Consider the following 17,373-nt stretch of genomic DNA (forward strand, 5'->3'; position numbering starts at 1 on the left):
CGGATCGCGCACGCCCCTGCGCGCCCATCTGCGATGGCGTTCACCATGCCCGAAGTTGCGCGGCCGCCGCGACTGGGGCAGGCGGCGCCCATGGCTCGCAAGTTTCTTTACGTCATGGCGGTGCTGATCGCGCTGATTATCGCGTTTCAGATCACCTGGAACTTCTACGGCAGCGATCTGGTCCGCTGGTATTACAAGCCGAAGGTCGCGTTCGAGCAGCAGCCGGCCTTGCAGGAAAACGAATATGACCGCGCCGACATGTGGCTCGCGCGGCCGGATCGGACCGGGAACCCGGCACTATGGACCCCGGCGGGGTATCAGCCGCGCACGACGCCCGGCGGGCCCGCGGTCTTCTTCATCCATCCGACCTCCTATCTCAGCGCCGACCACTGGAACGCGCCGCTCGACGATGAGGAGGCGAATGCCCGTGCAGCGCTGTTCCTCCGTGGACAGGCAAGCGTGTTCAACGAGGTGGGCGAGATCTGGGCGCCGCGTTATCGTCAGGCGACCTTTGGGTCGTTCCTCACCAATGCGGCGCATGCGCAGCGCGCGCTCGAGCTCGCCTATGGCGACATCCAGGCCGCTTTCGCTGCATTCCTCAGAGAGATCGGGCCCGAACGACCGATGATCCTTGCCGGCCACAGCCAGGGCGCCCTGCACTTGACTCATCTGCTGAAGGATCAGGTTGCGGGCACGCCGCTCGCCCGCCGCGTGGTGGCAGCCTATGTCGTGGGCTGGCCGGTCAGCCGCAGCAACGATCTGCCTGCGCTGGGTCTCCCCGAATGTACCCGCGCCGATCAGCATGGCTGCCTGTTGTCGTGGGAAAGCTTTGCCGAGCCGGCAGACCCTGCGCTGGTGATCGACACTTATGACAGCAGCACCGCCTTCGATGGCAAGCCGCGCCGGGGCAGCACGCTTGTCTGCACCAATCCGCTGACCGGCACCGCCAACGCCGCTGCACCCGCCACCGCCAACGCGGGCACGCTGTTCCCGTCAGAGGATCTTGCCAGCGCCTCGATCGAGGCGGGCAAGGTGCCCGCACGCTGTGGCGATCGCGGGCTGCTGCTCATCGGCGAAGGACCGGACGTCGGGCCCTATGTGCTCCCCGGCAACAATTACCACGTCTATGATTATTCCCTGTTCTGGGCGAACGTCCGCCAGGACGCAGCCCGGCGGGTGGCGGCACGATGATTACGGCAAGCGCTTCCGAGTTTCGCGAGACCCTGCCCGCCGGGGGCCGCCTGCTTGGTCTTGACCTTGGCACCAAGACGATCGGTACCGCGCTGTGCGACGCCGGCTGGACCTTCGCCAGCCCCGCCGCACTGATCCGGCGGCGGAAGTTCACGCAGGACTCGGCCGCGCTGGCGGAGCTGATCACCGCGCAGAAGGTCGCCGGCATCGTACTCGGCCTCCCGCTCAATCTCGATGGCAGCGAAAGTCCGCGCAGCCAGTCGACCCGCGCCTTTGCCCGCAACATCACCGATCTTGGTCCCATCCTGCTGTGGGACGAACGTTGGTCCACCGTGGCGGTCGAACGGGTGATGATCGAACAGGACATGAGCCGCGCGAAACGTGCCGAGCGAATCGATTCGCTGGCGGCGGCGCACATCCTTCAGGCGGCGATCGACGCCCTCACGACCGGCTGATCATCGGCGCGCCGCTACGGGATACAGCGGCTTGCCCTGCCTGCGCGCCATGATTATCCGGCGCCTTCGATGCCAATGTCGGACCACCGCCCCGCTTCCCTCATTTCCGGAGGCGATGTTTTTCCGCACCGTCACCTCACCGGGATCGAGGGTCTTCAGCCACACGAGATCAGCTTCCTCCTCGACGAGGCGGAAGGCTGGATCGCCGCGAACCGTGATCGCGCGGCGCCCGACAAGAGGCTGGCGGGCCTCACCCAGATCAACGCCTTCTTCGAAAACTCGACGCGCACGCTGCTCAGCTTCGAAATTGCGGGCAAGCGGCTCGGCGCGGACGTCGTGAACATGCACGCCGCGCAGTCCAGCGTAAAAAAGGGTGAGACGCTGATCGACACAGCCATGACGCTGAACGCGATGCGGGCGGACGTGCTGGTCATCCGGCACATGTCGTCCGGCGCGGTCCGGCTGATCGCGGACAAGGTCGACTGCCCCGTCCTAAACGCCGGCGACGGGCGGCACGAACACCCGACGCAGGCACTGCTCGACGCGCTGACCATCCGCCGGCGCCGCGGCACGATCCACAATCAGCGCGTCGTCATCTGCGGCGACGTGCTGCACAGCCGCGTTGCCCGGTCCAACATCCTGGCCCTGACGGCCCTCGCCGCGGAGGTGCGCGTTTGTGCCCCTTCGACGCTGATGCCGCCCGCGATCGACCGCATGGGCGTCACCCCCTTCACCGATTTCGACGTCGCGCTTGAGGGTGCCGACGTGGTCATGATGCTGCGGCTTCAAACCGAGCGCATGTCGGGCGGCTACGTCCCCTCCAGCCGCGAATACCGGTTGCGTTATGGCCTCACACCGGAGCGGCTGGCGCGCGCCAAGCCCGACGCATTGGTCATGCACCCGGGCCCGATGAACCGCGGCGTGGAGATCGACTCCAGCGTTGCCGACCATCCCGAACGTTCCGCCATCACCGAACAGGTCGAGATGGGCGTGGCCGTACGCATGGCCTGCCTCGACGTGCTGACCCGACGAGCACGCGGCGTGGAGGGCTGGGCATGAGCAACGCGCTTCATTTCCGCAACGCCCGCATCCTGTGCGCGCGTGATGGCGAGCGCCGCGGCGACCTGTATGTTGCCGATGGCCGCATCGTCGACGAGGCTCGCGACGGCGCCACCGTCATTGACTGCGCCGGCAAGCTGCTCGCGCCTGCGATCGTCGACTTGGGCGTCGCGACGATCGATCGCGCCGCCTTCCGCGCCGGTGGCATCGTCCGCGTCGGCCTGTTGCCCGATCAAAATCCCGTACTGGACGAGCCCGGCATCGTGCAGCGGTCGGCGTTGATCGGCCGGCCAGACCTGTGGATCCACCCGATCGCCGCCGCCACCCGCGGGCTTGAGGGCACCGATCTTGCCGAGATGGCGATCTGCGCCTCTGCCGGCGCGCGCGCGGTTGGTACCGGCCCGCGCTGGATCGCTGATTCGGGCGTTATGGCACGCGTCCTCGCTTATGCCCGCGACCTTGACCTCGCCGTCATCACCCATGCCGAAGACGGCGGGCTGGTCGGCGATGCCGTGGCCACGATCGGTGAGACGGCGACTCGCCTCGGCCTGCCCGCCGCCCCGGCGCTGGCCGAACCGCTGGCGATCGCGCGCGACCTGATGCTGGCGGAGGCCGCCGACGCGCGCATCCACATTCGCCAGGTCACGACCGCCGCCGGCTTCGATCTCGTCCGCGCGGCCAAGCGTCGCGGCGTGCGCGTCACCTGCGGCATCACGCCCGCTCACTTGCTGCTGTCGGACATCGCCATGAGCGATTTTCGCACCTTCGCGCGCCTGTCCCCCCCGCTGCGCTCGGAGGAGGATCGCCGCGCCGCGCTCGCCGCGCTGGCGGATGGCACGATCGACGTACTGTGTTCAGGCCACGATCCGCGCGGGCCGGAGGAAAAGCGTCTGCCCTTCGCTGATGCCGTTCCCGGCGCCGCCGGCGCCGCGACGCTCCTTGCGCTGGCGCTCGGCCTCGCGCTGGACGGCACCGTCACACTGGATCGCCTGCCGGCGCTGCTCGCCCGCAATCCGGCGTCGGTGCTTGGGCTGGATAGCGGCGTCCTTGCGCCGGGACAGGAGGCTGACCTGATGCTCGTCGATCCTGACAAGCCGTGGCAGATCAATGCGGATACGCTGCCAGGTATAGCCGGCAACACGCCGTTCGACGGACTGCCCGTACAGGGCCGCGTGCTTCGCCTGTTCAAGGGCGGCCGAGAGATAACGACGGGCTGATCAGCCGATCAGCACCGCCGGATCCGGGCGAGGCGGTTCAGCGGCCGGCGAGTTGGACCTTGCCGGCCTTGACCCACACCGCCGTCTGATCGCCGGCTCCTGTCCGCACGAAGCAACGCCCGCCAGTCGCACGATAGCCACGGCACAGCGTCTCGGCATCGCTGCGACCAAACCCGCCCACCGACAGGCGGTAGAACGTCTTGAACGCCATGCCGGTCGGCGTCTGCTCGGCCAGCACGGGATAGCGGCGCTGCGCCCGATGCCAGGCATCCTTCGCCACGTCCGCCGAATCAAACGCGCCGAGCTGCACGTACCACTTGCCCTTCGCCATCTCGCGTGAGGCAGGGGTCGGCGTCGCAGTGGCCAGTCGCGTCGCCGCCTCGACGCGCTTGGGAGCAGTGGGCGCACGGCCAAGGGGGAGAGATTGCACCACCTCCTGCCGCTCGGCGAACACGATCTTGCTGCCCGACGGCGACGTCATCGTGGCGGCCGGCTCCACCTGCGCAACCTCAACCGCCTCGTTGGCCGCGGCCTGGGGCGAAGCTGCGTCGGCAGGCACCTGGCTCGGGGCGGCCGCCGCAAGCTGGGTCACCGGAACGCTCGCATTCAGCGCCAGCGCAACCGGCAGACCGGGATCCTTCACCGGAATGACGCCGAGCAGTGCCGAGACCTGATCGGCCGCCCCCGTCGGCTTGGCGAACGCGGTCCATTCCAGCATCCGGGCATCAGCCGCCTGCGGTGCCATGTCGATCCCGGCAACCTGCCGCGCCTCGGCCCAGCGCCCCGCGAGCGCCAGCACCAGAGCAAAATTCTGCCGCGTCGTCGCGGTAGCATCCGGCGAGCGCGCGGCCGTCATCAGCAATTCGGCGCCCGTCGCCGGATCCCCGGCCAGGGCCATCGCCAGCCCGCGATCGGCGGCCGGCACGATGGCGGCATGTTCGTCCAACAGGGTGCGCGCCTCATCCCACTGCCCCTCGGCGATCATCGCCAGGGCGAGGTTGAGTGCGGCCTTGCCATTGGTCGGCGACAGCTGAAGCACGTCGGCATAGGCAGTATGCGCTGAGGTAAAGCGGCCAGCCTTCAGGTAGGACGCGCCCAGCAGCGCACGAAGCTCTGCGTCACGCGGCATCGCCGCCACGGCCGCCTCGGCATAGCTGATCGCCTTGATCGCATCGCCCTTCGCCAGCGCCTGCTGCGCCTTGGCCGCCTTGTTCTCGGCCAGCTTGGCGAGCTTCTCGTCGCTGCGGCTGCTGGCGGTCGAGATGCCGCCTTGCGCACACCCGACCATCGTCCCGCCCAGCATCAACGCGGATAGGCTCAGGCCAGCAATCGCGCGCTTCTTCATGTCTCAGTCCCCGAACGATCTTCGTTGGCGGCGCCGGCGTGGCTCGTCAGCCGCTCCCCCCACACACACAGACGTGCGGGTCGCCATGCTGCCGCCCGAGGGCGGTCGTGCCTCGATGGTATTGCCACCTTGCCAGCGTAGATGTGCCCCTTTGGGTCTAAGGAATGGTAAATGGCGGCCCACTTTCGCTGACAAGAGGTTATGGAAGCGGTAATCTTATGCGATCAGATCGCTGCTCCGGCCGCGCGACACCGCTGGTCGCCGGAGCCGCTGGATGGGGGTTTGACCAGATGCGAAATGCCTGCCTGTTGCTGCCCGTGGCTGCACTTCTCGCCGCTGCGCCGGCCGCGGCCGACGTGAAGCAGGGTGTCGATGCGTGGACGCGGGGTGACTATAAGGCGGCGGTTCAGACCTGGCGCCCGCTTGCGGTGGCCGGCAATGCCGATGCCCAGTTCAACATGGGTCAGGCCTACAAACTGGGCCGCGGCGTCCAGGCCGATCTGCCCGCCGCGAACGAGTGGTTCCGCAAGGCCGCTGTGCAGGGACATGCGCAGGCGATCGACAATTACGGCCTCGCCCTGTTCCAGGAAGGCAAGAAGGCCGAGGCATTGCCCTGGCTGGAGAAATCCGTGGCGCGGGGCGAGCGGCGCACCCAGCTCGTCCTTGGCACCATGTTGTTCAACGCGGACGGAGTCGCCCGCGACTGGACCCGCGCCTATGCACTCGTCACCCGCTCCTCGCAGCAAGGCCTGCCACAGGCGTCGCAGACGCTCGCGCAGATGGATCGATATATCCCGGAGGTGCAGCGGCAGCAGGGGCTCACCCTCGCCCGTAAATATGAGGCTGACGCGCGGGCGCTCGCTGCATCCCTCCCGGCACCGCGTGCCCCCGGCGCGACGGTCAATTCCGCGCCGCCGCGCGCCGCGACGCCAACCGGCCCATCGCCCGCCCCGGCAGTGGCGACGCGCGCGCCGCTGACGACGTCCGGAAGCACGCCTCCATCCGCGGCTAGCCCCGCCGCGACGCCGCGCCCGGCGCCGGCCGTCGCCGCGCCCCGGCCTACACCCGCGCCCGCACCCGCTCCAGCCGCGAGCGGCGGGAATTGGCGTATCCAGCTCGGCGCGTTCCGCGACGAGTCCAACGCGCGCAACCTCTGGGCACAGGTCGGCAGCCGCACCGGCGGCAGCCCCAGCTACGTGAAGGCAGGCGCCGTCACGCGCTTGCAGGCGACGGGATTTGCCTCACGCAGCGCGGCGCAGGCGGCGTGCGCCAAGGCCCGCGTCAGCTGCGTCGTGGTCGCTCCCTGATGATCGCTGACGCGGCGGGGTTCAGATGATCCCGCCGCCCAGCATCAGGCGCAGCGCGAAGATCACGACCAGCACGATGTTCAGGTTGCGCCCGCCATTGGTGGACGACAAAGCGCCCACCGCGATGCCCACGATCCCGATCGGGATCACGAACCAGTTCAACCAGCCGAGCAGCGGCATGAACGCCACGATTCCCAGCAAGAGGGTGACGAGGCCGATCAGAATCGAAGCAATATTCAGCATCCGCAAGACATGGTGCCAGACGGGGTGTGTTGCAAGCATGGGACACATCATGGGCATCCTTCCTTAAGGATGCGGCGATAATCATGAGGCCGTTTTCGAGGGAGCGATGATGAAAACCAACGTCATGCTTGGGGTGGCAACAGCGTTGCTCGCACTCGCCTCCTGCGGATCTCCGCCCGCGGATCAAGCCGCGGTGGCTGATCTCGACAACAGCCTCGCGACGATGAACGACGCGGCAAGCGCAAATGACCCGGCGCTGCAAGGTGCGCTTCGCGATCCGATCATGGTCGATCCGAAGCTGGTGCAACAGGCGAACGCCAATACGGTGCGACCGCCGCTTCAGCCAGGTTCCGGCGCGCTACCGCCGGAAGGCATTGGCCAACGCGCTGACGCTCAGGTAGCCGGCGCGCTCCGCGCCGCGCCCGCACCGACCGGAACCTGCACGCAATGTGCCGCCGCCCGGCGCGCGCTGACGCTTGGGGCCTTGGCGCAGAGCCAGGGCGCCTCGGCGCAATGCGTGAACAACGTCGCCTATTCCGCGGATTGGGCCAACCGCCTTCCGCAAGGCGTGCCGCTTTATCCCGACGCCCAGATCAGCGAGGCGGCCGGCGCCGATCGCGACGGCTGCGCGCTGCGAGTCGTCAGCTTCATCAGCGCAGCGCCCGTCCAGCGCCTGCTCGACTGGTATTACACCCGCACCTCAGAGGCCGGTTTCCGATCCGAGCATCAGGCCGACAGCGGGGAGCATATCCTGGCAGGCACGAAGAAGAACGCCGCCTTCTTCCTGATCGTCAAGCCGCGCCAGAATGGGGGATCGCAGGTTGACCTGATGGCCGACGGCGGCGGCTGAGCAAGCCGACCGAACGGCACAGGGCACGCGTTCGGCGTTCCCCTTTGGGCGTTTTGGCTCTAGGGGCGCGGTAATGAACGGATTACTTCTGGTGATGGCCGGTGGGGCCGCCGGGGCGGGCCTGCGCCACCTCGTCGGGCGCGCCGCCCTGACCACCCTTGGCACAGGCTGGCCCTGGGGCACATTGATCGTCAACATCGCGGGCGGCTGCGCCATGGGGATGCTGGCGGGAACGCTGGCGCGGCTCAGCAGCGGCGGCGAGGCTTGGCGCCTGCTGATCGGGGTGGGCGTACTCGGCGGGTTCACTACCTTCTCCGCCTTTTCACTCGAAACATTGCTGATGATCGAACGCGGCGCCTGGCTTCAGGCGTTTGGCTATATTCTCCTATCGACGATCGGTTCGATCGCGGCGCTGGCGGCCGGACTCGCCTTCACCCGGGTGGCAGCATGAACGACAGCGTCCGCCAGTTCACCGTCGCCGCCGATGACGACGGCATCCGCGTGGATCGCTGGTGCAAGCGGCATTTGCCCGACACCAGCTTCACCACTGTCGCAAAATGGGCGCGGACCGGCCAGTTACGCCTTGATGGCGCGCGCGTCGGCCCGGGCGACCGCGTGACGGCCGGCCAGGTCCTCCGCCTCCCGCCGGCGGAACCGGTGCGCACCGATGCCAAGCCAAAGCGCGAGCGTCCGCCACTCAGCGAGGATGAGGTCGCCTTCGCGCGCGAAATGGTGATCCACCAGGATCCCGCCGCATTCGTCCTGAACAAGCCGCCGGGCCTCGCCACGCAGGGCGGAACGAAGACGACCGCCCATGTCGATGGCCTGCTCGACGCGCTTCAGTTCGATGCCGAGGGTCGGCCGAAACTGGTCCATCGCCTCGACAAGGATACGTCGGGCGCGCTGCTCGTCGCCCGCACCTCCCGCGCTGCCGCTTTCTTCTCCAAGGCGTTCTCCGGGCGGTCGGCGAAGAAGGTTTATTGGGCGCTCGTCGTCGGCGTGCCCTCGATTGACGACGGCACGATCGACCTGCCAATCGCCAAGCAGCCCGGCACCGGCGGTGAGAAGATGCACGTCGACGAGGAGAACGGCCAGCCCGCGCGCAGCCGCTATCGCGTCATCGAACGCGCCGGCAACCGCGCCTGCTGGGTCGAGCTACAGCCGTTCACCGGGCGCACGCATCAGCTGCGCGTCCACATGGCGGCGATTGGTCATCCGATTGTCGGGGACGGCAAATACGGTGGCCCGGCCGCGTTCCTGACCGGGGGCATCAGCCGCAAGATGCATCTGCACGCGCGCCGCATCCGGGTGGATCATCCCGATGGCGGGGCGATCGACGTCACCGCCGAACTGCCCACGCATTTTGCGGAAAGTCTGGCCGGCCTTGGCTTTGACGAGGCCGCTGGTGACGCGCTTCCGGCCGATACGCGGCCGCCGGTGACCCGCGAGGACCGCAAGGCGAAGGCACGCGCGCATGCCAAGCAGGTCCGCAAGGCGCGCCGGGGCGAACGCCGCGGTCGCGGCGCGCGGGGCGAGTGAATGGCACGCCGGGAGCCTGGCTCCCGGCGGCGCTCAGATGGTGAGGTTGAGCAGCGGCGCGCCCAGCGACAGGCTAACCACATGCGCTGACAGGATCAGCGATGCGCCTGCGGTGATGCCGCACATGACATAGCCGACATAGGTGAGGACCGGCGGATTGGGGCGGCGCAGCTTGGCGTTGCGCGATGCGCCCGAAAAAATGAAGCTGACCAACAAACCGTAGATAAAGACTGCCGCGCCGACCATCGTCGTTCCGTTTCCATAGGCTCAGAAAATGTGAGGCCTGCCCCCCCGGGCCCGCTCTCGCTATTGCTTCCATAGACCATAAAGCTGATGCGTAACCAAGAGGTTGACTGCCAGTTGATCCCGTTGCGGAACCAACTGGTCGCGACTGGCGCCTCCACGAAGCATAGGCCATAGCGGCGACATGGCACGCGACCCCGCCCGAACACGCTGGCTGATTATTTCGCTGACCCGCATCGTCACGGCGATGGCTGCGGTGCTCGGCGTCATCCTGCTCGCAGAGGGGCCGGACACTGGCAGCAAGATACTGGGCGGCGCGATTGTGCTTGCCGCATTGTGGGCCATGGCGGTCGTACCGCGCGCGCTGGCGCGGCAATGGCGGAGCCCGAGTGAATGAAGCGTTTCTGGACTGACGTCACGATTGACGAGGAGCGGGTGGTGCGGCTGGACGGCCGCCCTGTTCGCACGCCGGGTCGAGCACCGCTCGCATTGCCAAGCACCGCCCTTGCAGAGGCAGTCGCGGACGAATGGCGCGCGATCGGCGAGACGCTCGATCCACGGTCAATGCCGCTCACCGGGCTCACCAACGCTGCGATCGACCGTGTCGCCCCCTCCCCCCGCGCCTTCGCCGCAGGCCTGGCGGCTTATGCCGAGACCGATCTGCTCTGCTATCGCGCCGAATCGCCGGTCGAACTGGTGCAGCGTGAGGCCGGAGCATGGGATCCGCTGCTGGAATGGGCGCGCGGCCGCTACGACGCGCATTTCGAGATCGTCAGTGGCCTCATGCACCAGCCACAGCCACCAGCGACTGTGACCCGGCTGGCAGAGGCTGTCGCGAGTCGCGACCCTTTCTCCCTCGTCGCGCTTCAGCCGATCGTCACGATCACGGGCACACTCGTCGGTGCTCTTGCGCTGGCCGAGGGGCAGATCGACGCCGACACCCTGTGGGCCGCCGCCACGGTCGATGAAACGTGGCAGGCCGAACAATGGGGCGTGGATGAGCAGGCGGCCGAAACCAATGCCGCGCGCCGCCGCGATCTCGACGCGGCTGTACGCTTTCTCGCGCTACTCGAGTGAACCGCTTTTCTTGAGCAGACTGCGGATGAAGCCGATGATGCCGGTCTGGCGTGATCGCTTCAGCCGCTCGGCCGCCAGGATCATCCGGACACATTCGAAGCAATGTTCGAGGTCATCGTTGACCAGGACGTAGTCATAACCGTCCCAGTGGCTCACCTCGTTCGCGGCACGCGACATGCGCGCGTCGATCACCTCCTGGCTGTCGGTCGCGCGCTTCTGTAGCCGATCCTGAAGGATAGCCATCGACGGGGGCAGGATGAACACACGGACTACGTCGCCGCCGGCCAGCTGGTGCAGCTGCTGGGCGCCCTGCCAGTCGATGTCGAACAATATGTCCTTGCCCTCGCTCAACGTGTGAAACACGTCGGCCTTGGGCGTGCCGTAGCGATTGTCGAAGACATGCGCCCACTCGAGGAATTCATGGTTGTTCGCCATCTCGCGAAAGCGATCCAGCGTGACGAAGTGATAATCCTTGCCGTCGATCTCGCCGGGGCGCGGCGCACGCGTCGTATAGGATACGGACATCGACAGCTCCGGCTCAGCCGCCAGGAGCTTCTTGGCTATCGTCGACTTTCCTGCGCCCGAGGGTGATGACAGGACGAACAGGACGCCGCGACGGCGAAAGCCATGCGGATCGGTCGGGGAAGATGCGGCCATGCGCGCTCCTGCCGCGCGGAGGACATGAGCGTCAAGGTTCCGTCCGCGTCATTCCCGCAAAAGCCGCGCGGCTGAGCAGCTCGGCCGGTGCTCAGCCGCTCGTCACTGTGCCGGCAGATCCCATCATGGGCATCTGCCTGGCAGGATCAACGCACGGGGCGCCCGGACATGCCTTTGCCCGCCTTGCGCCGGTCGTACATCTTCTTCGCTACGTAGCCGCCACCGAGCAGCAGCCCAAGCGGGCCCGTTCGGGTCGCCATGCGTGCCGCCAGGGCGCCCACGGCCGCGCCCTTCAATCCACCGCGCCCATCCCGACGATCGATTTCCTTGCCGACGAGTGCGCCAACGATGGTGCGAAGCATGGATGTTCCTTTCTCTACTTGGCTCGCTAAGCGCTTCGGCGCGGTTCAGGTTCCCAGCATCCCCTCGGGGCGAACCACGCGGTCGAACGTTTCACCATCAACCAGCCCAAGCGCCAGACCTGCCTCACGCAGCGTCAGCCCTTCGGCATGGGCATGTTTGGCGATCTTCGCCGCATTGTCATAGCCGATCTCGGGAGCGAGCGCGGTGACCAGCATCAGCGATCGGCCGACCAGATCAGCAATCTGCCGCTCATTGGCGACCATCCCATCGACACAGCGCTCGGCAAAGCTGGTCATCCCCACTGCAAGCAGGTGGATCGATCGGAGCACGTTGGCCCCGATCAGGGGCATGAACACGTTGAGCTCGAAATGCCCCTGCATGCCCCCGACGGTCACCGCCTGATGATTACCGATCACCTGCGCTGCAACCATGGTCAGCGATTCGCACTGCGTGGGATTGACCTTGCCCGGCATGATCGAACTACCCGGCTCGTTCGCCGGCAGCGAAAGCTCGCCCAGGCCGGAGCGCGGACCGGAACCCAGCAGCCGGATGTCATTGGCGATCTTGTTGAGCGCCACCGCCAGCGTGTTGAGCGCGCCGGAAAAGAAGACCAGGCCATCCTTGGCGGCCAGCTGCTCGAACTTGTTCGGCGCCGGTTCGAACGGAAGGCCCGTGATGTCGCTGATCGCCGCGGTCATGTCGGATGCCCAGCCCTCGGGCGCGTTCAATCCCGTGCCAACCGCGGTACCGCCGATCGCGAGCTTGCGAATATCGCGGTGCAGCGCCTCCTCGATCCGCCCGCGGCAACTTGCGAGCTGCGCGGCATAGCCGGAAAATTCCTGCCCCAGTGTCAGCGGCGTCGCGTCCTGCGTATGCGTCCGCCCGATCTTGACGATGTCGCGCCATTGTTTCGCCTTGGCATCCAGGGCAGCGTGAAGCCTGTCCAGCGCCGGGAGCAGCGCATCACGCGTCGCGAGCGCCGTCGCGACGTGCAGCGCCGTGGGAAAGCTGTCGTTGGAAGATTGGCTCATGTTGACGTGATCGTTGGGGTGCACCGGCGCCTTGCCGCCGCGCTTGCCGGTCAGCACCTCGTTCGCGCGTCCGGCGATCACCTCGTTCACGTTCATGTTGGTCTGCGTACCGGAGCCGGTCTGCCAGATGACCAGCGGGAATTGCTCATCCAGGTTGCCTGACACGATCTCCTGCGCGGCATCCTCGATCGCCTTGACGACCGCTCCGTCCAGCCCATGGCGGGCGTTCACCCGAGCGGCGGCTTGTTTGACGATCGCCTGCGCGCGGACGATGCCGATTGGCATCCGCTCCATCGCCCCAAAGGGGAAGTTCTCGATCGAGCGCTGCGTCTGCGCGCCCCAGTAAGCGTCCGTTGGCACCTCGATGCTGCCAATCGAGTCGGTCTCGGTGCGCGTGTCGTTCATGCCTCAGCCTATCTGTCGTGACAGGCGGTATTTGGAGGCGAAGCAGTAAGGCGCAAGGGGACACGGCGGTCGGCCGCCGTGTCCCCTTGCGCCCATGTTCATGGTGCCGGCACGCTACCGGCCCGAAGCGAGGCTATTTCTTGCGCTTGAAGTCCACGGAGACGACGTTCGACCCGTCCTCGCTCGACGTGGGTGGCGGGCCATCGTTTTCCGCCGGATCGTGCGGCTCGGGACCGTCACCGGGCCCTTCCTGCGCCTGGAAGCGCAGCTCGAAATTGACCGCCGGATCGTGGAACCCGGTGATCGCCGAATAGGGAATCATCAGCTTCGAGGGCACCTGGTTGAAACTCAGGCCGACAGAGAAGCGCTCCGCGTCGACGGTCAGGTCCCAGAAGCGGTTCTGCAGCACGATCGTCATTTCATCGGGGAAACGCTCGATCAGCCGCTGCGGGATATCGACCCCCGCCGCCTGCGTCTTGAAGGTGATGTAGAAATGATGGTCGCCCGGCAGCCCCCCGCCGGTCGCGACCGAGCCCAGCACGCGACCGACGACGGCGCGCAGGGCCTCCTGCACGATCTCGTCGTAGGGAATCAGGCTGTCAGGTGCTTGGTCGTCCATTTGCATCATCGGTAACGGCACGAACCGTTCGGTCAAGATTGCATGGCGCGTCGGCTCCGCTATGTGCGCGCTCATGCGCAGCGCGACGATCCGCCGTGACACCAGCGAAACCAAGATCGCGGTGACCGTTAACCTTGATGGCACGGGCGCGTACCGTGTGTCGACCGGAGTTGGCTTCTTCGACCATATGCTGGAGCAGCTCTCCCGCCACTCGCTGATCGACCTGGATGTCGAGACGAAGGGCGATCTGCATATCGACCAGCACCACACCGTCGAGGATACCGGGATCGCCATCGGCGAGGCGCTGGCCAAGGCGCTCGGCGATAAGCGCGGCATTCGTCGCTATGGCGATGCGCTGTCCCCGATGGACGAGACGCTGACCCGCGTCGCGCTCGACATTTCCGGGCGCCCCTGGCTCGTGTGGAAGACCGAGTTCAGCCAGAAGCGGCTTGGCGAAATGGACACCGAGATGTTCAAACACTGGTTCCACAGCTTCGCGCAGGCCGCGGGCATAACGCTGCACGTCGAGACGCTGCACGGCGAGAACAACCACCACATCGCCGAAAGCGCGTTCAAGGGCCTCGCCCGGGCGCTGCGTCAGGCGATTGAGATCGATCCGCGCAAGGCCGATTCGATCCCGTCGACCAAGGGCGTTCTGTGACGCTCGCATTGGTCGACATACAGTCGGGGAACCTGCTGTCGGTCGAAAACGCCCTGCGCGCCGCCGGCGCATCAGACGTGATCGTCACCGCCGATCCGGACGCGATTGCCCGCGCCGATCGCATCGTCCTTCCCGGCGTCGGCGCCTTCGGGGCCTGCGCGGCAAACCTGCGTGCGGTCGACGGGCTTGAGGCGGCGCTGCGCTCCCGCGTTCTCGACCAGGGCGCGCCGTTCCTTGGCATTTGCGTCGGCATGCAGCTGCTCGCAGAACAGGGCGAGGAACTCGGCCAGCATCGCGGGCTCGGCTGGCTGCCCGGCAATGTCCGGCGACTCGATCCCGCCGGTACCGATGCAAAGGTGCCGCACATGGGCTGGAACGATGTGGTGCCCACCGGCGATCACCCGCTCCTGCGGCCGGGCGAAGCCTATTTCCTGCACAGCTTCGCTTATGATGGCGACGGCGTGCTCGCACAGACCGACCATGCTGGCCCCGTCACTGCCGCGATCGGCCGCGACACGATCGTCGGCGTTCAATTTCACCCGGAGAAGAGCCAGCGCTACGGCCTCGATCTTCTTGCTCGCTTTCTGGAGTGGCGTCCTTGAGCCTCATCGTGTTTCCCGCCATCGATCTAAAGGCGGGCCAGGTCGTTCGCCTCGCCGAGGGCGATATGGATCGTGCGACCGTTTATGGTGATGATCCCGCAGCCCAGGCGATGTTGTTCGCCGATGCGGGCGCAGGCCACCTCCATGTCGTCGATCTCGACGGGGCCTTTGCCGGTGAAAGCCGCAACGGGGAGGCCGTGCGCGCGATCGTCAGCCGCTTTCCCGGCCATGTGCAGCTCGGCGGCGGCATTCGCACGCCGGAGAGCGTGGAGGCCTGGTTCGACGCCGGCGTCGCCCGCGTCGTGATCGGTACCGCCGCGCTCGAAAATCCGCAGTTCGTTCGTGACATGGCCGCCGCCTTCCCCGGCGGCATCGTCGTCGCGGTCGACGCGCGCGACGGCATGGTCGCGACCAAGGGTTGGGCCGACGTATCCACCACCACCGCCACCGACCTCGCGCGCCAATTCGAGGATGCCGGCGTTGCGGCGCTCCTGTTCACCGACGTCGGCCGCGATGGCCTGTTGAAGGGCTGCAATGTCGAGGCGACGGTCGATCTGGCGCGGGCCGTGTCGATCCCGGTGATCGCCAGCGGCGGCGTTGCCGGCATCTCGGACATTCACGTGCTGGCGCTTCACGCCCGCGACGGGGTCGTAGGCGTCATTACCGGGCGCGCCCTGTACGACGGCAGGCTTGATCTTGCCGCCGCGCTTACCGTTGCTGCGGCGGCCTGAACGATGACGGTTCGTGCCCGCGTCATTCCTTGCCTCGACGTCGCCAACGGCCGTGTCGTGAAAGGGGTCAACTTCGTCGATCTGATCGATGCCGGCGATCCGGTGGAACAGGCCCGCGCCTATGATGCGGCGGGGGCCGACGAATTGTGCTTCCTCGACATCACCGCCAGCCATGAGGGACGCGACACGATCCTTGACGTGGTGCGCCGCACGGCAGCGGTCTGCTTCATGCCGCTGACGGTGGGCGGCGGCGTGCGCAGCGCCGATGATGCGCGCGCGCTGCTGCTGGCCGGGGCAGACAAGGTGGCGGTCAATTCCGCCGCGGTGGCGAGGCCCGAAGTGGTCGCTGACATTGCCGAGCGATTTGGCAGCCAGTGCTGCGTCGCCAGCGTCGATGCGCGTCGAGTCGATGGCGGGTGGGAGGTATTCACCCACGGCGGCCGACGCGGAACGGGTATTGATGCCGTCGCTCATGCCTTGCGCCTGGCGGAGCTTGGCGCAGGCGAAATCCTGCTGACGTCGATGGACCGGGATGGAACCCGCGACGGCTATGACCTCGACCTGGTCCGCGCCGTTGCGGACAGGACGAGCGTGCCGGTGGTCGCCTCTGGGGGTGTCGGCACTCTCGACGATCTCGTCCGCGGGGTGACGGAGGGTCATGCCTCGGCGGTGCTTGCAGCCTCGATCTTCCACTTCGGTCAGGCGACCATCGCCGACGCTCATGCTGCCCTCGCCGCGGCGGGCGTGCCGGTACGGCGGCATTGACGCTTCGCTGCATGTCGGTGGCATAAGGGACGCCTCGTCCCTTCCGGAGCCGCTTGCGTCATGCCGCCTTCGCTGTTCACGCTGACCGGCGCCGCTCCGCCCGTCGGGGCTGCGGCGGTGTCCACGCCGCGTACCGGTCCCGAACTGTCCGATGCGGCGCTGTTCGTTGCCGCCGCCATCGCCGTCTGGCTGACCCGGCGTGCGCTGCGCAACCGTGGTCGGAAAGGTTGACCTGGATCGCCGCGCGCGGCACCTCGCGCGGCATGGCTGACGACACTCTCGACCGTCTCGAAGCAACGATCCGCGCGCGCAAGGATGCACCCGCGGTACGCTCCTATACCGCGAGCCTGTTCTTCCAGGGACGACATAAGATCGCGCAAAAGTTGGGCGAGGAAGCGGTCGAAACGGTCATCGCCGCCTGCTCCGGCGAGGATGCGGATATCGTTCCTGAGGCGGCCGACCTGATTTTCCATCTGCTGGTGCTGCTCGCCGACGCCGGCCTCTCGCTCGACGACGTCCGACGCGAGCTCGACCGGCGTGAGGGCCAGTCGGGCCATGACGAAAAGGCTGGCCGCCCCCTCTCCTTCCGCCCTGAATAAGGCTTCGCTTATGCCCGTCGATGCAACGCTGCCCTATGACGATCAGAACATCTTCGCGCGGATCCTTCGCGGCGAGATACCGGCCCGCAAGGTGTACGAGGACGAATACGCGCTCGCGTTCCACGACATCGCGCCTTGGTCTCCGACGCACATTCTGGTGATCCCGAAGGGCGCCTACGTCAGCTGGGATGATTTCTCCGCCAGGGCCAGCGATGCGGAGATTGCCGGATTCGTCCGGGCGGTTGGCCACATCGCGCGGGAGGCTGGTTTGGTCACACCGGGCTACCGCCTCTTGGCCAATGCCGGTCCGCACAGCCATCAGGAAGTGCCCCATCTGCACGTCCATATCCTTGCTGGCCGGCCGCTAGGCCCTATGCTGGTTCAAAATGACAGCCATAAGTAGCAGAAAAGACG

At 67.0% G+C, this 17,373-nt stretch carries 24 protein-coding genes; 17 read left to right on the forward strand and 7 right to left on the reverse strand.

Annotated features, from left to right (window positions below; all coding sequences use genetic code 11):
* The first annotated feature begins 90 nt into the window (after positions 1–90).
* The 4 genes from L8F96_RS08215 (at position 91) to L8F96_RS08230 (ending at position 3,922) form a co-directional block, all read left to right on the forward strand.
* Positions 91–1,191, forward strand: coding sequence for a DUF3089 domain-containing protein (locus L8F96_RS08215; protein ID WP_334655752.1), 1,101 nt, complete (start codon positions 91–93; stop codon positions 1,189–1,191).
* The gene (ruvX, locus tag L8F96_RS08220; protein WP_145119252.1) at positions 1,188–1,646 is read left to right on the forward strand and encodes a Holliday junction resolvase RuvX; all 459 of its coding nucleotides are present in this window, start codon (positions 1,188–1,190) and stop codon (positions 1,644–1,646) included. Before L8F96_RS08215 ends, ruvX begins: the two co-directional genes overlap by 4 nt.
* 69 nt (positions 1,647–1,715) lie before the next feature.
* Positions 1,716–2,705, forward strand: coding sequence for an aspartate carbamoyltransferase catalytic subunit (locus L8F96_RS08225; RefSeq protein ID WP_046410821.1), 990 nt, complete (start codon positions 1,716–1,718; stop codon positions 2,703–2,705).
* Positions 2,702–3,922, forward strand: a complete 1,221-nt coding sequence (locus L8F96_RS08230) for a dihydroorotase (protein WP_334655753.1) — start codon at positions 2,702–2,704, stop codon at positions 3,920–3,922. The genes L8F96_RS08225 and L8F96_RS08230 overlap by 4 nt, the downstream gene beginning before the upstream one ends.
* A gap of 37 nt (positions 3,923–3,959) precedes the next feature.
* On the opposite strand, the gene L8F96_RS08235 is transcribed toward L8F96_RS08230, so the two are convergent.
* On the reverse strand, positions 3,960–5,267 hold the full coding sequence (locus tag L8F96_RS08235) for a tetratricopeptide repeat protein (RefSeq protein ID WP_334655754.1): 1,308 nt from the start codon (positions 5,265–5,267) through the stop codon (positions 3,960–3,962).
* A gap of 317 nt (positions 5,268–5,584) precedes the next feature.
* On the opposite strand from L8F96_RS08235, the gene L8F96_RS08240 reads away from it, so the two are divergent.
* A complete protein-coding gene (locus L8F96_RS08240) occupies positions 5,585–6,574 on the forward strand; it encodes an SPOR domain-containing protein (RefSeq protein ID WP_334655755.1) in 990 nt (329 codons plus the stop codon).
* 21 nt (positions 6,575–6,595) lie between these two features.
* On the opposite strand, the gene L8F96_RS08245 is transcribed toward L8F96_RS08240, so the two are convergent.
* Positions 6,596–6,817 carry a hypothetical protein gene (locus L8F96_RS08245; RefSeq protein ID WP_125945060.1) on the reverse strand — a complete coding sequence of 74 codons (222 nt, stop codon included), beginning with the start codon at positions 6,815–6,817 and terminating at the stop codon, positions 6,596–6,598.
* 193 nt (positions 6,818–7,010) lie between these two features.
* Between L8F96_RS08245 and L8F96_RS08250 the strand changes: the two genes are divergently transcribed.
* From L8F96_RS08250 to L8F96_RS08260, 3 genes are all read left to right on the forward strand, one after another.
* Positions 7,011–7,667, forward strand: coding sequence for a hypothetical protein (locus L8F96_RS08250; protein WP_334655756.1), 657 nt, complete (start codon positions 7,011–7,013; stop codon positions 7,665–7,667).
* A 73-nt stretch (positions 7,668–7,740) separates the two neighbouring features.
* Entirely contained in the window at positions 7,741–8,118 is a 378-nt protein-coding gene (crcB, locus tag L8F96_RS08255) for a fluoride efflux transporter CrcB (RefSeq protein ID WP_136451563.1), read from the forward strand.
* The gene (locus tag L8F96_RS08260) at positions 8,115–9,206 is read left to right on the forward strand and encodes an RluA family pseudouridine synthase (RefSeq protein ID WP_046410829.1); all 1,092 of its coding nucleotides are present in this window, start codon (positions 8,115–8,117) and stop codon (positions 9,204–9,206) included. Before crcB ends, L8F96_RS08260 begins: the two co-directional genes overlap by 4 nt.
* A 33-nt stretch (positions 9,207–9,239) precedes the next feature.
* Here the strand turns inward: L8F96_RS08260 and L8F96_RS08265 are convergent, their stop codons facing one another.
* The gene (locus L8F96_RS08265; protein WP_046410830.1) at positions 9,240–9,452 is read right to left on the reverse strand and encodes a hypothetical protein; all 213 of its coding nucleotides are present in this window, start codon (positions 9,450–9,452) and stop codon (positions 9,240–9,242) included.
* A 181-nt stretch (positions 9,453–9,633) separates the two neighbouring features.
* Here L8F96_RS08265 and L8F96_RS08270 point away from each other — a divergent pair, with 181 nt between their 5' ends.
* Both L8F96_RS08270 and L8F96_RS08275 read left to right on the forward strand, forming a co-directional pair.
* Entirely contained in the window at positions 9,634–9,846 is a 213-nt protein-coding gene (locus L8F96_RS08270) for a hypothetical protein (protein ID WP_125945063.1), read from the forward strand.
* Positions 9,843–10,526: an ATP12 family chaperone protein gene (locus tag L8F96_RS08275; RefSeq protein WP_334655757.1), complete on the forward strand. Its 684-nt coding sequence runs from the start codon at positions 9,843–9,845 to the stop codon at positions 10,524–10,526. Before L8F96_RS08270 ends, L8F96_RS08275 begins: the two co-directional genes overlap by 4 nt.
* Here L8F96_RS08275 and gmk read toward each other — a convergent pair.
* The 4 genes from gmk to L8F96_RS08295 all read right to left on the reverse strand — a co-directional run bounded on the left by gmk (position 10,515) and on the right by L8F96_RS08295 (position 13,601).
* Positions 10,515–11,183, reverse strand: coding sequence for a guanylate kinase (gene gmk, locus L8F96_RS08280; RefSeq protein WP_046410833.1), 669 nt, complete (start codon positions 11,181–11,183; stop codon positions 10,515–10,517). The two genes, L8F96_RS08275 and gmk, sit on opposite strands and share 12 nt — an antisense overlap.
* Before the next feature lie 146 nt (positions 11,184–11,329).
* On the reverse strand, positions 11,330–11,545 hold the full coding sequence (locus tag L8F96_RS08285; protein WP_125945065.1) for a hypothetical protein: 216 nt from the start codon (positions 11,543–11,545) through the stop codon (positions 11,330–11,332).
* A 45-nt stretch (positions 11,546–11,590) separates the two neighbouring features.
* A complete protein-coding gene (gene fumC, locus L8F96_RS08290; RefSeq protein ID WP_334655758.1) occupies positions 11,591–12,982 on the reverse strand; it encodes a class II fumarate hydratase in 1,392 nt (463 codons plus the stop codon).
* Between the two features lie 133 nt (positions 12,983–13,115).
* Positions 13,116–13,601 (reverse strand): SspB family protein, encoded by a 486-nt coding sequence (locus L8F96_RS08295; RefSeq protein ID WP_046411795.1) that lies wholly within the window; start codon positions 13,599–13,601, stop codon positions 13,116–13,118.
* Between the two features lie 73 nt (positions 13,602–13,674).
* Between L8F96_RS08295 and hisB the strand changes: the two genes are divergently transcribed.
* Genes hisB through L8F96_RS08330 form a run of 7 tightly spaced genes read left to right on the forward strand, consistent with a single transcriptional unit; the run spans position 13,675 to position 17,362 of the window.
* The gene (gene hisB, locus L8F96_RS08300) at positions 13,675–14,262 is read left to right on the forward strand and encodes an imidazoleglycerol-phosphate dehydratase HisB (RefSeq protein ID WP_046410836.1); all 588 of its coding nucleotides are present in this window, start codon (positions 13,675–13,677) and stop codon (positions 14,260–14,262) included.
* A complete protein-coding gene (gene hisH, locus L8F96_RS08305; protein WP_046410838.1) occupies positions 14,259–14,864 on the forward strand; it encodes an imidazole glycerol phosphate synthase subunit HisH in 606 nt (201 codons plus the stop codon). The genes hisB and hisH overlap by 4 nt, the downstream gene beginning before the upstream one ends.
* Complete coding sequence (hisA, locus tag L8F96_RS08310) at positions 14,861–15,595, forward strand: 1-(5-phosphoribosyl)-5-[(5-phosphoribosylamino)methylideneamino]imidazole-4-carboxamide isomerase (RefSeq protein ID WP_334655759.1); 735 nt, start codon at positions 14,861–14,863, stop codon at positions 15,593–15,595. Before hisH ends, hisA begins: the two co-directional genes overlap by 4 nt.
* Before the next feature lie 3 nt (positions 15,596–15,598).
* Positions 15,599–16,360 (forward strand): imidazole glycerol phosphate synthase subunit HisF, encoded by a 762-nt coding sequence (hisF, locus tag L8F96_RS08315; protein ID WP_136451558.1) that lies wholly within the window; start codon positions 15,599–15,601, stop codon positions 16,358–16,360.
* 60 nt (positions 16,361–16,420) lie between these two features.
* Positions 16,421–16,591: a hypothetical protein gene (locus L8F96_RS08320; protein WP_164518879.1), complete on the forward strand. Its 171-nt coding sequence runs from the start codon at positions 16,421–16,423 to the stop codon at positions 16,589–16,591.
* Between the two features lie 32 nt (positions 16,592–16,623).
* Complete coding sequence (locus L8F96_RS08325) at positions 16,624–16,959, forward strand: phosphoribosyl-ATP diphosphatase (protein ID WP_046411797.1); 336 nt, start codon at positions 16,624–16,626, stop codon at positions 16,957–16,959.
* Positions 16,960–16,969: 10 nt separating this feature from the next.
* Complete coding sequence (locus L8F96_RS08330; RefSeq protein ID WP_046410843.1) at positions 16,970–17,362, forward strand: histidine triad nucleotide-binding protein; 393 nt, start codon at positions 16,970–16,972, stop codon at positions 17,360–17,362.
* The last annotated feature ends 11 nt before the right edge of the window (positions 17,363–17,373 follow it).

It is taken from the genome of Sphingomonas panaciterrae (genome assembly GCF_036890205.1).
GTDB classification, from domain to species: domain Bacteria; phylum Pseudomonadota; class Alphaproteobacteria; order Sphingomonadales; family Sphingomonadaceae; genus Sphingomonas; species Sphingomonas panaciterrae.

Bases quoted from the DNA above. Each gene is read 5' to 3' on its own strand.
- L8F96_RS08215 (WP_334655752.1), top strand. From the start codon at position 91: ATGGCTCGCAAGTTTCTTTACGTCATGGCGGTGCTGATCGCGCTGATT.
- ruvX (WP_145119252.1), top strand. From the start codon at position 1,188: ATGATTACGGCAAGCGCTTCCGAGTTTCGCGAGACCCTGCCCGCCGGG.
- L8F96_RS08225 (WP_046410821.1), top strand. From the start codon at position 1,716: ATGCCAATGTCGGACCACCGCCCCGCTTCCCTCATTTCCGGAGGCGAT.
- L8F96_RS08230 (WP_334655753.1), top strand. From the start codon at position 2,702: ATGAGCAACGCGCTTCATTTCCGCAACGCCCGCATCCTGTGCGCGCGT.
- L8F96_RS08235 (WP_334655754.1), bottom strand. From the start codon at position 5,267: ATGAAGAAGCGCGCGATTGCTGGCCTGAGCCTATCCGCGTTGATGCTG.
- L8F96_RS08245 (WP_125945060.1), bottom strand. From the start codon at position 6,817: ATGCTGAATATTGCTTCGATTCTGATCGGCCTCGTCACCCTCTTGCTG.
- crcB (WP_136451563.1), top strand. From the start codon at position 7,741: ATGAACGGATTACTTCTGGTGATGGCCGGTGGGGCCGCCGGGGCGGGC.
- L8F96_RS08260 (WP_046410829.1), top strand. From the start codon at position 8,115: ATGAACGACAGCGTCCGCCAGTTCACCGTCGCCGCCGATGACGACGGC.
- L8F96_RS08265 (WP_046410830.1), bottom strand. From the start codon at position 9,452: ATGGTCGGCGCGGCAGTCTTTATCTACGGTTTGTTGGTCAGCTTCATT.
- L8F96_RS08270 (WP_125945063.1), top strand. From the start codon at position 9,634: ATGGCACGCGACCCCGCCCGAACACGCTGGCTGATTATTTCGCTGACC.
- L8F96_RS08275 (WP_334655757.1), top strand. From the start codon at position 9,843: ATGAAGCGTTTCTGGACTGACGTCACGATTGACGAGGAGCGGGTGGTG.
- gmk (WP_046410833.1), bottom strand. From the start codon at position 11,183: ATGGCCGCATCTTCCCCGACCGATCCGCATGGCTTTCGCCGTCGCGGC.
- L8F96_RS08285 (WP_125945065.1), bottom strand. From the start codon at position 11,545: ATGCTTCGCACCATCGTTGGCGCACTCGTCGGCAAGGAAATCGATCGT.
- fumC (WP_334655758.1), bottom strand. From the start codon at position 12,982: ATGAACGACACGCGCACCGAGACCGACTCGATTGGCAGCATCGAGGTG.
- L8F96_RS08295 (WP_046411795.1), bottom strand. From the start codon at position 13,601: ATGGACGACCAAGCACCTGACAGCCTGATTCCCTACGACGAGATCGTG.
- hisB (WP_046410836.1), top strand. From the start codon at position 13,675: ATGCGCAGCGCGACGATCCGCCGTGACACCAGCGAAACCAAGATCGCG.
- hisF (WP_136451558.1), top strand. From the start codon at position 15,599: ATGACGGTTCGTGCCCGCGTCATTCCTTGCCTCGACGTCGCCAACGGC.
- L8F96_RS08320 (WP_164518879.1), top strand. From the start codon at position 16,421: ATGCCGCCTTCGCTGTTCACGCTGACCGGCGCCGCTCCGCCCGTCGGG.
- L8F96_RS08325 (WP_046411797.1), top strand. From the start codon at position 16,624: ATGGCTGACGACACTCTCGACCGTCTCGAAGCAACGATCCGCGCGCGC.
- L8F96_RS08330 (WP_046410843.1), top strand. From the start codon at position 16,970: ATGCCCGTCGATGCAACGCTGCCCTATGACGATCAGAACATCTTCGCG.